The organism is Methylobacterium sp. Leaf113 (genome assembly GCF_001423325.1).
GTDB lineage: Bacteria > Pseudomonadota > Alphaproteobacteria > Rhizobiales > Beijerinckiaceae > Methylobacterium.
In genome coordinates this window covers 299,937-313,363 of sequence record NZ_LMNJ01000012.1, presented here as the reverse complement: position 1 = coordinate 313,363, position 13,427 = coordinate 299,937, and the positions used below count along the sequence as shown (strand labels likewise).

Genomic DNA, 13,427 nt, shown 5'->3' with positions numbered 1-13,427 from the left:
AGCTCACCCATGCGGATCAGGCCGGGGCGGCGAGACACCACGATGGACGCGCGTAAAACCGACAAGTCGAAGCTTCCGAGCCGCCATGTCACGGAGGGGCCCGAGCGCGCCCCCCACCGCTCGTACCTCTACGCCATGGGCCTCACCCGCGAGCAGATTCACCAGCCGCTGGTGGGCGTCGCCTCGTGCTGGAACGAGGCCGCGCCCTGCAACATCTCGCTGATGCGCCAGGCGCAGGCGGTCAAGAAGGGCGTCTCGGCCGCCAACGGCACCCCGCGCGAGTTCTGCACCATCACGGTGACGGACGGCATCGCCATGGGCCATGCCGGCATGCGCGCCTCGCTGCCCTCCCGCGAGGTCATCGCCGATTCGGTCGAGCTGACCATGCGGGGCCACGCCTACGACGCCCTCGTGGGGCTGGCCGGCTGCGACAAGTCCCTGCCCGGCATGATGATGTCGATGGTGCGCCTCAACGTGCCGGCGATCTTCATCTATGGCGGCTCGATCCTGCCCGGCTCCTTCCGGGGTCGCCCGGTGACGGTGCAGGACCTGTTCGAGGCCGTCGGCAAGGTCGCGGTCGGCGACATGTCCCTCGACGATCTCGACGAGCTGGAGCAGGTCGCCTGTCCCTCGGCCGGAGCCTGCGGCGCGCAGTTCACCGCCAACACCATGGCGACCGTCTCCGAGGCCATCGGCCTGGCGCTGCCCTATTCGGCCGGCGCCCCGGCGCCCTACGAGATCCGCGACAGATTCTGCATGACCGCGGGCGAGAAGGTGATGGAGCTCATCGCCAAGAACATCCGCCCGCGCGACATCGTCACCCGCAAGAGCCTGGAGAACGCGGCGGCCGCCGTCGCGGCCTCGGGCGGCTCCACCAACGCCGCCCTGCACCTGCCGGCGATCGCCCACGAATGCGGCATCAAGTTCGACCTGTTCGACGTCGCCGAGGTGTTCAAGCGGACGCCCTACATCGCCGACCTGAAGCCGGGCGGGCGCTACGTCGCCAAGGACATGTTCGAGGTCGGCGGCATCCCGCTCCTGCTCAAGACGCTGCTGGATCACGGCTTCCTGCACGGCGACTGCATGACCGTGACCGGCCGCACCATGGCGGAGAACATGGAGAAGGTGCATTGGAACCCGGACCAGGACGTGGTCCGCTCCGCCGCCACGCCCCTGACGCCGACCGGCGGCGTCGTCGGCCTGCGCGGCAACCTCGCCCCCGAGGGCGCCATCGTGAAGGTGGCGGGCATGTCGGAGGACAAGCAGGTCTTCACCGGCCCGGCCCGCGTCTTCGACGGCGAGGAGGCCTGCTTCGAGGCGGTCCAGAAGCGCACCTACCGGGAAGGCGAGGTGCTGGTCATCCGCTACGAGGGTCCGAAGGGCGGCCCCGGCATGCGCGAGATGCTGTCCACCACCGCCGCCCTCTACGGGCAGGGGATGGGCGACAAGGTCGCGCTGATCACCGACGGACGCTTCTCGGGCGCCACCCGCGGCTTCTGCGTCGGCCATGTCGGTCCCGAGGCGGCGATCGGCGGCCCGATCGGCCTGATCCAGGACGGCGACGTCATCACCCTCGACGCCATCAAGGGCACGCTCGACGTGGCCGTGACCGACGAGGAATTCGCCAAGCGCCGGGCCGCCTGGACCCCGCGCACCAACTCGGCCACCTCCGGCTACCTGTGGAAGTACCAGCAGACCGTCGGTCCGGCGGTGAACGGCGCGGTGACCCATCCGGGCGGCGCCGAGGAGACGCACACCTATGCGGACATCTAGGACAGCCCACGGCCGCGCCCTGCGGCCGGTCCGGGCCGCCCGGGATCGGCCGCTGGCGCTGCGCGTCCGTCGGCTCGCGGCGGCGGCGGGGCTCGTGTTCCTCGGCGCCGGTCCGGCGATGGCGCTCGACGCCACCGTGCGGACACCCGTGCCGACCGGCAACTATCGCAGCGCCCGCGAGGCCCTGCGCACGGGCGTGCGTGACTACAATGCCGGCGACAAGGTCGGCGCCGCCCGCGCCCTCGAATATGCCGCTGACCAGGGCCATGCCCTGGCGCTGTGGAAGCTCGGCCGCATGTATGCGGAGGGCGACGGCGTGCCCCACGACGACCTCAAGGCGTTCGAGTTCTTCTCGCGCATCGCCGACGATCCGACCGACGAGGGGCCGGATGCCCAGAACTCGGGCGTGGTCGCGAGCGCCTTCACGGCGCTCGGGGCCTACTTCCTCGACGGGATCAAGGGCACCTACGTGCGCCCGAATCCCGAGCGCGCCTACGACATGTTCAACTATGCCGCCTCGTATTTCGGCGACCCGAACGCGCAGTACAATCTCGGCCGCCTCTACCTCGACGGCACCGGCGTCGACACCGATGCGCGCCAGGCCGCGCGCTGGTTCAACCTCGCCGCCGAGAAGGGTCATGCCCCGGCCCAGGCCCTGCTGGGCCAGCTCCTGGTCAACGGCCAGGGCGTGCCGGCCCAGCGCGCCCGCGGGCTGATGTGGCTGTCGATGGCCCGCGACGCCGCACAAGGGCGCAAGGACGACTGGATCGTCGCACTCTACGAGAAGGTCTGGGCCTCGGCGAGCGAGGAGGACCGCGCCGCCGCGATGGAGCAGGCCTCCCAGGCCAGCGCGCAGGTCACCGGCTCGGCCCGCCGCCGCCGCTGACCCGCGCGGGATCGAATCGATCCCGCTGCGAATTCGAGCGGAACCGTCAGTTCGCGCTCGTCCGCGCCGCCAGGGCGGTGACGAAGGACGGCCGCGCCAGGATGGCGTCGACATAGGCCGCCAGCTTGGGCCAGCGCCCGGCATCGACCCGCTCGCCCGCCAGATGCAGGTTGTGGAAACCCGTCACCACCGAGATGTCCGCGATGCTGAAGGCATCACCGACGAGGTAGGGCCCGTCGATCTGCGCCTCCAGGTAATCGTAGATGGGCGGCAGTTCCTCGGTCAGCGCCTTGGTGACGGCGGCCTCGTCGCCGGGCTTGCCCTGCATCTTCGGCTTCACGACCCGGTTGGCGAACGGCTTGATGATCACGTCGAACATCTCGGTATCGCCGTACTTGTCGAACCAGATCGCGCGGCCGAGCGCCTTGGCGTCGGTCGGGTACAGCGCCGGGCTCGGAACCTTCGCTTCGAGATAGGTCAGGATTGCCGAGGAATCGGCGAGCAGGAAGCCGTCATCGTCGAAAGCCGGGATCTTGCCGAGCGGACTCGCCGCCTGGAAGGCCGGATCCGTGTCGTGGAAGAACAGCGGGATGTGCTCGAAATCCTGGCGCTTCTCGGCCAGGGCGACGAGGACCTTGCGGACGTAGGGCGAATAACCGGTGCCGTAGAGTTTCACGCGGGGGTTTCTCCTGGTGGATGGGGAAGCGTCTGCGCATAGAGACAGCGTGGCCCAACCCCCGGGGGAGCCGTTCGTTCGCTCACGCGTTGGTGAGTTCCACCGTCACCGGTACGTGGTCGGAGGGCTTCTCCAGGCCGCGCAGGTGCTTTTGCACCGAGGCCGAGACCAGCCGGTCGGCGGCCTGAGGCGAGAGCAGCAGGTGGTCGATGCGGATGCCGGCATTCCGGTTCCAGGCGCCGGCCTGATAGTCCCAGAAGCTGTAGAGGCCCGGCCGCGGATCGCAGGCGCGGACCGCATCCGTGAAGCCCTCGGCCAGGAGGGCGCGGAACGCCGCCCGGCTCTGTGGCAGGAACAGCGCGTCCGCGCGCCAGGCCTCGGGATCGGCGGCGTCCTCGGGCTCCGGGATGACGTTGTAGTCACCGGCCAGGACCAGCGCCTCCTCGGTCTCGCGCAGAGCCCGCGCGTGGGCGCGCAGGCGCTCCAGAAAGCCGAGCTTGTAGGGGTATTTCGGGGTGTCGACCGGGTTGCCGTTCGGCAGGTAGATCGAGGCGACGCGGACCGGCCGCACGCCCTCGCCGGAGATCAGCGCCTCGATGTAGCGGGCCTGCTCGTCGGTGTCGTCGCCCGGCAGGCCGCGGCGGATCTCGGACATGGCGAGCGGTGCCCGGACCAGCAGGGCGACTCCGTTATAGGCCTTCTGACCGAGGGTCTCGACCGCGTAACCCGCCGCCTCGATCTCGGCCCGGGGAAAGCCCTCGTCCTGACATTTCAGCTCCTGCAGGCAGACCACGTCCGGCTTGGCGTCGTCGAGGAACCCGACGAGGTGCCCGACGCGCTGCTTGATCGAGTTGACGTTCCAGGTGGCGATCCGCATGGGCAGGGGGTCTCTGAGGGCGTTTGCGCGCGAAGGTCCGTCATCGGGCCTTCGCTTCCGGCTGGCAAGGCTTGAGGCGGGCAAGGCGCGGGCAAGGCTTGAGGCGGGCAAGGCTTGAGGCGGGCAAGGCTTGAGGCGGGCAAGGCTTGAGGCGGGCAAGGCTTGAGGCGGGCAAGGCTCAAGCGCGCAAGGCTCCCGGAGCGCAAGGCTCGAGGCCTGCGATGGAGGGCCGGATGGCCGGGGACTGGTGGGCACCGATCTGCGCCTATTGCGAGCGGTCCGATCCGGGCTTCTGGGCAGAGCCGGTCAACGCCCTGTCGAACGGGGCCTTCCTGGCCGCTTCCGCCGCCGTGGTCTGGCGGATTCGGCGCTCGGAACGCTCCGACGGACCGGCGCTGCTCCTCGGCGCCCTGATGGCGGTGGTGGGCCTGGGCTCGTTCCTGTTTCACACCCTGGCGGTGCGCTGGTCGCTGCTGGCCGACGTGATCCCGATCGCGCTGTTCATCCACGGCTACGTCCTGCTCGCCCTGCGGCGCTTCTTCGGCCTCGGCCTCACGCCCGCGCTCCTGGCCACCCTGGCCTTCGCGGCCTTCGGCTTCGGCCTGGAGCCGGCCCTCGACGCGCTCACCGGGCGCTCGACGGAGGTGCTCACCAACGGTTCGGTCGCCTACCTTCCGGCCATCCTGGCGCTGGCGGGCGTCGCCGCCGGCCTGCTGCGGCCCCAGGCTTGTGCCCTCGGCCCGGCCCGCGCCGAGGCCGGGCGGGCGCTCCTGTGGATCGCGGCCCTGTTCTGCCTGTCGCTGACCCTCCGCACCCTGGACCGGGCAATCTGCCCGGTCTGGCCGCTAGGCACCCATGCCCTGTGGCATGTCCTGAACGCGGGCGTGCTCTTCGGGCTGACCCTCACCGCCGTCCGCTACCGCCGGCGCGGTGCGTGACCCGCACGGACGGCGGCGGACCGCCGTTTTGTTGCGCCCCCCAACAATTCGTTGCAGAAGATCGGGCCGCGTCGAGCGCGGCGCACGCATCCGCCGATCGACGCGAGACCCCCGCCGGGTTCACCGCCGGCGCGGCAGGTCCACGGCGCGACAGAGTGACGGACAGACAGCCATGACACAGAGCCTTCGCCTCGGCGTTGCCGGCCTCGGCACCGTGGGCGCCGCCGTCGTCCGCATGGTCGCCCGCCGGGCCGAAGCCCTCGGGCAGACCAGCGGGCGGGCGATTCGCGTCACCGCCGTCTCGTCGCGCGACAAGGGCCGCGACCGGGGCCTCGACCTCGCGGGCGTGACCTGGTTCGACGATCCGGTGGCTTTGGCGCACTCGGGCGAGGTCGATTGCGTGGTGGAGCTGATCGGGGGTGCCGAAGGCCCGGCCCGGACCACCGTCGAGGCCGCCCTCGCGGCCGGCAAGCACGTGGTCACCGCCAACAAGGCACTGCTCGCCAAGCACGGCGCGGCCCTGGCCCGGCAGGCCGAGGCGGCGGGCGTGGCCCTGGCCTACGAGGCCTCCGTCGCGGGCGGCATCCCGGTGATCAAGGCCCTGCGCGAGGGCCTGACCGGCAATGCCGTGTCGCGCGTCTACGGAATCATGAACGGCACCTGCAACTACATCCTGACCCGGATGGAGCGCGAGGGCCTGACCTTCGAGGCCTGCCTCAAGGACGCCCAGGCCCTGGGCTATGCCGAGGCCGACCCGACCTTCGATGTCGAGGGCTTCGACACCGCGCACAAGCTCGCCATCCTGACCAGCCTCGCCTTCGGCACCGAAATCGACGCCGAGGGCGTCTCGGTCGAGGGCATCTCGGCGATCCAGCCCCTCGACCTGACCATGGCGGAGGAACTCGGCTACCGGATCAAGCTCCTGGGCGTGGCCCAGGCGGCGGCCGGCGGCATCGAGCAGCGGGTCCACCCGACGATGGTGCCGAAATCCTCCGCCATCGCGCAGGTCATGGGCGTGACCAACGCGGTCACCATCGACGCCGACGCGGTGGGCGAGCTCACCCTGATCGGCCCCGGCGCCGGGGGCGAGGCCACCGCCTCGGCCGTGGTCGCGGATATCACCGACATCGCCGCCGGCACCCGGCGCCCGACCTTCGGGCGGGCCGCGGCCGCCTTGAGTCCGTCGCAGCGCGTCGCCATGCAGCGGCACGAAGGCGGCTACTACATCCGCCTCACCGTGCACGACCGCCCCGGCGTCGCGGCCGGCGTCGCCACCCGCATGGCTGAGCGCGACATCTCGATCGAGAGCATCCTGCAGCGCCGCTCCGAGAGCGCCGCCACGAAGGACCCGCACGGCCGCTCGGGGCAGCCAGTGCCCCTGGTGCTGATCACCTACGCGGCCACCGAGGGCACCATCCGGGCGGCCCTCGATGCCATCGCGCAGGACGGGTTGCTGGCCGAGGCGCCTCAGCTGATCCGGATCGAGCGCGAGTAGCGACGGTTCCGTCCGGTTTGGTACGGTGTGTGGACCCACGACGATAAAGTGCGTGCTCGCGGCGAAACTTCGTGCCTCGCTCGCATTTTAGTTCATAAGGAGCGCCCGTAGAGAGGCGCAGGGGCGCGAGGCTCACATGTCCGGTGGCAATTTGGAATCGCGCGTGCCGGTGGCCCGCTCGCTGACGCTCGAACTCGCGCGCGTCACCGAGCGCGCGGCCATCGCGGCGGCCCGCCTGCGGGGGCAGGGCCGCGAGAAAGAGGCCGACCAAGCCGCCGTCGACGCCATGCGCCTCGAACTCAACCTCCTGCCCATTGACGGCACCGTGGTGATCGGCGAGGGCGAGCGCGACAACGCCCCGATGCTCTACATCGGCGAACGCCTCGGCACCGGCCACGGCCCCAAGGTCGACATCGCGGTCGATCCCCTGGAGGGCACCACCCTCTGCGCCAAGGACATGCCCGGCGCCATCGCGGTGACGGCCCTGGCGGAGGCCGGCTCCCTGCTGGCCGCGCCCGACGTCTACATGCAGAAGATCGCCATCGGGCCCGGCTATCCGGCCGGCCTCGTCGACCTCGACGCCAGCCCGGCCGACAACATCGCGGCACTCGCCCGGCACAAGGGCGTCGACCCGGCCCAGATCACCGCGATCATCCTCGACCGGCCGCGCCACATGCAGCTCGTCGCCGCCGTGCGGGCCACGGGGGCGGGCATCCGCCTGATCTCGGACGGCGACATCGCGGGCATCATCCACACCGCCAATGCCGACGCGACGGGGGCCGACATCTATCTCGGCACCGGTGCCGCGCCGGAGGGCGTCATCGCCGCCGGCGTGCTCCGCTGCATCGGCGGCCACATGCAGGGCCGCCTGATCCTCGACAGCCACGACAAGCGCGAGCGCGCCGCCCGGATGGGCATCAGCGATCCGAACCGGAAATACGAGCTGCGCGACATGGCCCGCGGCGACGTCATCGTGGCGGCCACCGGCGTCACCGACGGCGCCCTGCTCAGGGGCGTGCGCTTCAAGCCCGGCATGATCGAGACCGAGACCGTGGTCTACCGCTCGGCCACCGGAACGGTGCGCCGCATGCTGTGCGAGCACCGCCAGGCCGACACCGCTGCGTCGTAGGGATCGGGCGCCGCACGGCGGGCGAACGCGAAGATCTCTTAAACCATCAAAGATCAAGATCGGCGAGCCGAAGACAAACATCGGTCAGCGCTCCATGCCGTCAAAGAAAGCACGGCAGAAGTTTCTCACGAAGATTTTTATGGGCCGTGAAACGCTGCTCGTGAGGACCGACGTCGATCTTCATACCTTGGCGGATACCTGGGCTTGAGAAGGTTCTTCCATGAACCCCGGGCCTGTGCCGACGCGGCGGGGCTTCGGACACCCGACGTTCGTTTCGGCAGGCCATCCCATGCTCACCACCATCAAAGGCCGCCTCGTCACGCTCCTCGGCGTGATGGGGCTTCTGCTGCTCGCCGCATCGGGGATCGGCAATCTCGCCCTGTCGGCCAACCACCAGAGCTTCAACGCGGTGTTCGGCGACCGCATCGTGCCGCTGCGCCAGTTCAGCCTGATCCGCGATGCCTATGACGACCTGCTGGCTACTTCGCGCGAACTCCGGAACCGGCACGGGCAGGCCAGCCGCGCGGAGGCGAAGATCGCGGCGGATCTCGGCAGCATCGGGACGCAGTGGTCGGCCTATCTCGCCACCTACCTGACGCCCGAGGAGAAGGACCTCGCCGCCGAGATGCAGCGGCGCATCGACCACAACGGCGCGGTCGCGGCCGACATCCTGCGCCGCCTCGCCGCCGGGGGCACACCGGATTTCGAGGCGACCCATGCGGCGCTGGTGAAGGGCATGGAGGAGGCCAACGGCGTCCTCAGCCGGCTCACCGCCCTGCAGGTCCGCGAGGCGCAGGCCGAGTTCGAGCGGGCCGAGACCACGTCCGGCCGGTCGCGCCTGGCGCTCCTCGTCCTGCTGGCCCTGGCCACCGCCGCGATCGGGGTCGGCCTCTACACCGTGCTGGCCCTGGTGGTGCGCCCGCTCGGCGGTATGACCGGCACCATGGCCCGCCTCGCGGGCGGCGATGTCGACGCCGCCGTCGCGGGAGCGCACCGCCGGGACGAGATCGGCGCGATGGCCCGCGCCGTCCAGGTCTTCAAGGACGCGATGATCGCCAAGCGCGACGCCGATGCCGCCGCCGCCATCGAGGGCGCGGCGAAGATGCGCCGGGCCGAAATCCTGGACGCGGCCACGCGGGCGTTCCAGGCCCAGGTCTCGCAGCTGACCCATGGTCTGTCCTCCGCCGCCACCGAGATGGAGGCGACGGCGCGGGCCATGAGCCGCACCGCCGACCAGACGGCCGACCAGGCCTCGCGTGCCGCCTCGGCCGCCGGGCAGACCTCGGCCAACGTCCAGACCGTGGCGGCCGCGAGCGAGGAGATGGCCTCCTCGATCGGTGAGATCGCCGCCCAGGTCGCCCGCTCGACGGCAATGGCCGAGCGGGCCGCCGAGAACGCCGCCGCCACCGACACGATCATGCTCGGCCTCGCCGAGGGCGCCGAGCGCATCGGCACGGTGGTGGGCCTGATCTCCGGGATCGCGGCCCAGACCAACCTGCTGGCGCTCAACGCCACCATCGAGGCGGCCCGCGCCGGGGAGGCCGGCCGGGGCTTCGCCGTGGTGGCGGGCGAGGTCAAGAAGCTGGCATCCCAGACCGCCCGGGCCACCGCGACGATCTCCGATCAGATCACCACGATCCAGGGTGAGACCCGCCAGGCGGTCGCGTCGATCCGGACCATCGGGGCGACCATCGGCGAATTGCGCAGCATCGCGATGGGCGTCGCGGCGGCGATGGAGGAGCAGGGGGCGGCCACCCAGGAGATCGTCCGCAACGTGAACCAGGCCGCCCAGGGCACGCACTCGGTCACCCTCAGCATCGGCAGCGTGACCCAGGCCGCCGGCGAGACCGGTGCGGCGTCGTCCCAGGTCCTGGCCGCCGCCTCCGAGCTGTCGCGCCAGTCCGAACAGCTCGGGGCCGAGGTCGCGGGCTTCCTCGCCACGGTCCAGGCGGCCTGACACCGTAGACAGGCTGGCTGGGCTTGCCGGGAGCCCGTCTTTCGCGGCTGATGCCGGTGATCGCGAGCGCGTGTGACATCGGGAGAACGGATGAGCGGGTCCCATGACGGCCGGCCGGGATGGGGGACGCGACGCCGGTTGCTCGCCGGCGGTCTCGGGGCCGCAGCGCTCGGCGCCCTGACATTCGGCGTTTCGGTGTTCGGCGTCGGGACGCGGTCCGAGCCATCGGAGGCGGGGCGGCGGAACCGGGAGATCGCCGACGCGCACTTGGCCAAGCGCCTGCCGGCGATCCGCGCGGCGCTGGCGGAAGCGGCTCCAGGCTTCGTGTTCCTGGCGGGCAACTCGCATGCCGAGCTTGTCGGCGACGTGCTGGCGCGGCGGCCGGACGTGGTCAACGGCGGCATCGGCGGCACCTCGGCCCGCCGCTATGCCGACGTGATCGACGCGCTGGTCTTCCCGGTCCGGGCCGGAATCGCGGTGCTGTTCGTCGGCACGAACGACATCCTGCGCCGGGCCGATCCCCTGTCGACGCGCACGTCCGGCGGATTCGAAGCGGCGGTGGCGCGCATCGTCACCGGGCTGGCGGCGCAGGCGGATCGCGTGCTGGTCGCCGCCGTGCCGCCGATCGGACCGGAGGCGCGAACGGGGCGCGATCCGGCGGCGGTGGCCGCCTACACGGCGGTCCTGCAGCGGCTCTGCGCCCGGCACGGATGCCGGGTCTTCGACCCGTTCGCGGAGCTGCGCGACGGGGAACCGGGGCTCACCACCCGGGCGGTGCCGCCGGACGGCGTGCACCTGCAGGACTACGAGGCCCTGGCGGCCGGGATCGCGGCGTATCTGCGGGCGATGGCCGCCGACCGAGCGCCGGACTGAACAGCCGGCCCTTAGTTGAACAGCGACCCGACGCCACCCTGGACGCGGCCGAGGCCCTGCTTGGCGATCGGGTTGCCGGGCTCGATCTGCGCGGCGCGCTGGTAGCTCTCCGTCGCTTCCTTCTTGCGGTTCGACTTCTCGTAGGCGAGGCCGCGATAGGCCCAGGAGGTCGCGTCCTTGTTGTTGACGTTGAGGGCCGCGTTGTAGTCCTCGATCGCCTTGTCGTACTGGTTGGTGGCGATCAGGCTCTGGCCCCGGGCGGCGTAGGGCGCCGCCACGAAGGGGTTGCGGTCGATGGCGGCGTCGAAATCCGCGATGGCCTGGGTGTTCTGGCCCTGCTTCTGCCGGACGAGCCCACGGGCGTGGTAGGCCTCGGCCGATTCCGGCGCGAGGCGGATCGCCTGATTGAGGTCGGTGGTGGCGCCGTCCAGGTCGCCCTGGGCGCGCAGCACGTTGGCGCGGCCGATATAGGCCGGGGCATAGTTCGGATCGGCCGAGATCGACTTCGAGAAATCCTGCAGCGCGGCGTCATTGCGGCCGATCTGGCGGTTGGCGAGCGCGCGGTTGTTGTAGGCCGAGGCCGAGTTCGGGTCGATCTGCACCGCCTTGGTGAAATCGCCGATGGCGTCGTTGAACTGGCCGGCCCGGGCATAGGCCGCGCCGCGCGTCACGTAGGCGGCCGCGTCGTTCGGGTTGCGCTGGATCACGTCGGAGAGCGAGGCGATGTTGACCGTGGTGGCGCCCGTCTGGTCGGATTCGAGCACGGCGAACTGGCGCGACGCGGTGGCGCCGCCGCCATAGGTCTCGCAGCCCGCCAACGCGGCCGCCACGAGCGCCGTGGCCCCGATCAGCCCCGCCTTCGATGCCCGCAGCTTCAAAACCGTCATGGTCCTCGCTCCCCCCGGCATCGCGCGCGATGCCGCCCCCGAATCGATCGCATCCCCGCCCGGCATCCGCCTGGGCGGAACCGGGTGCGCCGGCACCCTCCCGCATCGCGGTGAATGCGCGCTTAAAATCGGCGACAGGTCCCGCTCAAGCGTTCGGATGTGGCGAAGGTATGTCCCGCCGGAAGCCGCGCTTCCGAAAGCATCGCGGACCGGTCAGGCCGGGGTCGGGTGTAGCAAACGGGCCGCGGTTTCGGGCCGGAATCAGGTCTTCGGCAGCAACTCGGTGACGTGCCCCATCTTGCGGCCGGGCCGGGCCTCGCCCTTGCCGTAGAGGTGGAGATGCGCGCCGGGGCGGGCCAGAATCGTGGCCCACGCATCGACATCGTCGCCGATCAGGTTGTGCATCGTGACCGCCATGCCGCCGATCCGCGACGGATCGCCGAGGGGCCAGCCGCACACCGCGCGGACATGCTGGTCGAACTGAGAGGCGGTCGCCCCCTCGATGGTCCAGTGACCGGAATTGTGAACCCGTGGGGCGATCTCGTTGACCACGACCCGAGCGGGGCCATCCGCCTGGGGCACCAGGAACAACTCGACGGCCAGCACGCCGACATAGTCGAGCGCCTCGGCGATGCGCCGGGCGATGCCGATGGCGGCGGCCTCCGTCTGCGGCGCGATGCCGGGGGCGGGCACGCGGGTGACCGCGAGGATGTGGTCGCGATGCTCGTTGGCGCAGGGGTCGTAGGCCGCGAACGCCCCGTCGGCGCCGCGGGCGGCCACCACCGAGACCTCCGCCTCGAACGGCACGAAGCCTTCCAGGATGCAGGGCGCGCCGTTGAAGGCGGCCAGGATCGCCGCCGCGTCGGCGTCACCCTCGGCCCGGATCATGCACTGGCCCTTGCCGTCATAGCCGAAGCGGCGGGTCTTCAGCACCGCCGGACGGCCGATCTCGGCCAGCGCCCGGGTCAGGTCCTCGGGCGTGTCGACGGCCCGGAACGGCGCGGTCTCGATGCCGAGATCGTTGATGAAGCGCTTTTCGGCGAGCCGGTCCTGGGTCGTCGCCAGGGCGGCGGCATTGGGATGCAGCGGCGCCTTGGCGGCCAGGGCTTCGGCGGCCTCGGCCGGGATATTCTCGAACTCGTAGGTGACCACGTCGACGCTGGCCGCGAAGCGCGCCAGGGCGGCCACGTCGTCATAGGCCGCGACCGTGCGCTCGGACGACACGTCGAAGGCCGGGCTGTCGGCGTCGGGGGCGAAGATGTGGACCTTGAGGCCGTAAGGCGCGGCCGCGAGGGCGATCATGCGGCCGAGTTGGCCGCCGCCCACGATGCCGAGGGTCGCGCCGGGCTGGAGGGGAGGGCGTGCGGTCACGAACGGGGACTTCTCAAAACGGGCTGCTTTTCCAGGAGTCACGAGGCTTCAGGGGAGATCGCTGCGCGGCGTCTCGGCGACGCTGGCCGTCTGCGCGGCACGCCAGGATTCGAGCCGCGCGGCGAGGTCCGCGTTGGTCAAAGCCAGGATGGCGGCGGCGAGCAGGGCGGCGTTGACCGCCCCCGCCCGCCCGATGGCGAGGGTGCCCACCGGGATGCCGGCCGGCATCTGCACGATGGAGAGCAGGCTGTCCTGGCCGGACAACGCCTTCGATTCGACCGGCACGCCGAGGACGGGGAGGGACGTCATCGCCGCCGTCATGCCCGGCAGGTGGGCGGCGCCGCCGGCTCCCGCGATCACAACCTGGAAGCCTTCCGCCTTGGCGCCCTTGGCGAAGGCCACGAGGCGGTCGGGCGTGCGATGGGCCGAGACGATGCGGTCGTCATGGGCGACGCCGAGCGCATCCAGCGTCTCGGCCGCATGCCGCATGGTCGCCCAGTCCGACTGACTGCCCATGATGATCGCGACCGGGGAGGCTCCCGCCATCGTCGTCACATCCCTTCGC

General features: G+C 71.1%; 12 protein-coding genes. 7 read left to right on the top strand and 5 right to left on the bottom strand.

The genetic code is table 11. From position 1 onward, the window contains the following. Positions 1-42 precede the first annotated feature (42 nt). Together ilvD and ASF60_RS10605 are read left to right on the top strand one after the other, a co-directional pair. Entirely contained in the window at positions 43-1,773 is a 1,731-nt protein-coding gene (ilvD, locus tag ASF60_RS10610) for a dihydroxy-acid dehydratase (RefSeq protein ID WP_056184157.1), read from the top strand. Continuing rightward, positions 1,760-2,659 carry a tetratricopeptide repeat protein gene (locus tag ASF60_RS10605; protein ID WP_056184156.1) on the top strand — a complete coding sequence of 300 codons (900 nt, stop codon included), beginning with the start codon at positions 1,760-1,762 and terminating at the stop codon, positions 2,657-2,659. Before ilvD ends, ASF60_RS10605 begins: the two co-directional genes overlap by 14 nt. 46 nt (positions 2,660-2,705) lie before the next feature. Here ASF60_RS10605 and ASF60_RS10600 read toward each other — a convergent pair whose 3' ends face one another. Then, positions 2,706-3,335, bottom strand: a complete 630-nt coding sequence (locus ASF60_RS10600; RefSeq protein ID WP_056184154.1) for a glutathione S-transferase family protein — start codon at positions 3,333-3,335, stop codon at positions 2,706-2,708. 82 nt (positions 3,336-3,417) lie between these two features. Continuing rightward, positions 3,418-4,212, bottom strand: coding sequence for an exodeoxyribonuclease III (xth, locus tag ASF60_RS10595; RefSeq protein ID WP_056184152.1), 795 nt, complete (start codon positions 4,210-4,212; stop codon positions 3,418-3,420). Between the two features lie 233 nt (positions 4,213-4,445). Here xth and ASF60_RS10590 point away from each other — a divergent pair, with 233 nt between their 5' ends. The 5 genes from ASF60_RS10590 to ASF60_RS10570 all read left to right on the top strand — a co-directional run bounded on the left by ASF60_RS10590 (position 4,446) and on the right by ASF60_RS10570 (position 10,604). Continuing rightward, a complete protein-coding gene (locus ASF60_RS10590; RefSeq protein WP_056184355.1) occupies positions 4,446-5,150 on the top strand; it encodes a ceramidase domain-containing protein in 705 nt (234 codons plus the stop codon). Between the two features lie 172 nt (positions 5,151-5,322). Next, a complete protein-coding gene (locus tag ASF60_RS10585) occupies positions 5,323-6,645 on the top strand; it encodes a homoserine dehydrogenase (protein ID WP_056184149.1) in 1,323 nt (440 codons plus the stop codon). Positions 6,646-6,781: 136 nt separating this feature from the next. Beyond that, the gene (gene glpX / locus ASF60_RS10580; RefSeq protein WP_056184148.1) at positions 6,782-7,774 is read left to right on the top strand and encodes a class II fructose-bisphosphatase; all 993 of its coding nucleotides are present in this window, start codon (positions 6,782-6,784) and stop codon (positions 7,772-7,774) included. A gap of 289 nt (positions 7,775-8,063) precedes the next feature. Beyond that, positions 8,064-9,731, top strand: coding sequence for a methyl-accepting chemotaxis protein (locus tag ASF60_RS10575; RefSeq protein WP_056184146.1), 1,668 nt, complete (start codon positions 8,064-8,066; stop codon positions 9,729-9,731). Between the two features lie 90 nt (positions 9,732-9,821). Next, a complete protein-coding gene (locus ASF60_RS10570; RefSeq protein WP_082507857.1) occupies positions 9,822-10,604 on the top strand; it encodes an SGNH/GDSL hydrolase family protein in 783 nt (260 codons plus the stop codon). An 11-nt stretch (positions 10,605-10,615) separates the two neighbouring features. Here ASF60_RS10570 and ASF60_RS10565 read toward each other — a convergent pair whose 3' ends face one another. From ASF60_RS10565 to purE, 3 genes are all read right to left on the bottom strand, one after another. Beyond that, positions 10,616-11,491, bottom strand: coding sequence for a tetratricopeptide repeat protein (locus ASF60_RS10565; protein WP_056184142.1), 876 nt, complete (start codon positions 11,489-11,491; stop codon positions 10,616-10,618). Between the two features lie 261 nt (positions 11,492-11,752). Further along, positions 11,753-12,862 (bottom strand): 5-(carboxyamino)imidazole ribonucleotide synthase, encoded by a 1,110-nt coding sequence (locus tag ASF60_RS10560; RefSeq protein WP_082507856.1) that lies wholly within the window; start codon positions 12,860-12,862, stop codon positions 11,753-11,755. A gap of 48 nt (positions 12,863-12,910) precedes the next feature. Further along, on the bottom strand, positions 12,911-13,408 hold the full coding sequence (purE, locus tag ASF60_RS10555) for a 5-(carboxyamino)imidazole ribonucleotide mutase (protein ID WP_056184138.1): 498 nt from the start codon (positions 13,406-13,408) through the stop codon (positions 12,911-12,913). Positions 13,409-13,427: the final 19 nt, after the last annotated feature.

Excerpts from the sequence above, each read along its gene's own strand:
- ASF60_RS10575 (WP_056184146.1), top strand. The coding sequence starts at position 8,064 with ATGCTCACCACCATCAAAGGCCGCCTCGTCACGCTCCTCGGCGTGATG.
- ilvD (WP_056184157.1), top strand. The coding sequence starts at position 43 with ATGGACGCGCGTAAAACCGACAAGTCGAAGCTTCCGAGCCGCCATGTC.
- ASF60_RS10605 (WP_056184156.1), top strand. The coding sequence starts at position 1,760 with ATGCGGACATCTAGGACAGCCCACGGCCGCGCCCTGCGGCCGGTCCGG.
- ASF60_RS10585 (WP_056184149.1), top strand. The coding sequence starts at position 5,323 with ATGACACAGAGCCTTCGCCTCGGCGTTGCCGGCCTCGGCACCGTGGGC.
- glpX (WP_056184148.1), top strand. The coding sequence starts at position 6,782 with ATGTCCGGTGGCAATTTGGAATCGCGCGTGCCGGTGGCCCGCTCGCTG.
- purE (WP_056184138.1), bottom strand. The coding sequence starts at position 13,408 with ATGGCGGGAGCCTCCCCGGTCGCGATCATCATGGGCAGTCAGTCGGAC.
- ASF60_RS10590 (WP_056184355.1), top strand. The coding sequence starts at position 4,446 with ATGGCCGGGGACTGGTGGGCACCGATCTGCGCCTATTGCGAGCGGTCC.
- ASF60_RS10565 (WP_056184142.1), bottom strand. The coding sequence starts at position 11,491 with ATGACGGTTTTGAAGCTGCGGGCATCGAAGGCGGGGCTGATCGGGGCC.
- xth (WP_056184152.1), bottom strand. The coding sequence starts at position 4,212 with ATGCGGATCGCCACCTGGAACGTCAACTCGATCAAGCAGCGCGTCGGG.
- ASF60_RS10570 (WP_082507857.1), top strand. The coding sequence starts at position 9,822 with ATGAGCGGGTCCCATGACGGCCGGCCGGGATGGGGGACGCGACGCCGG.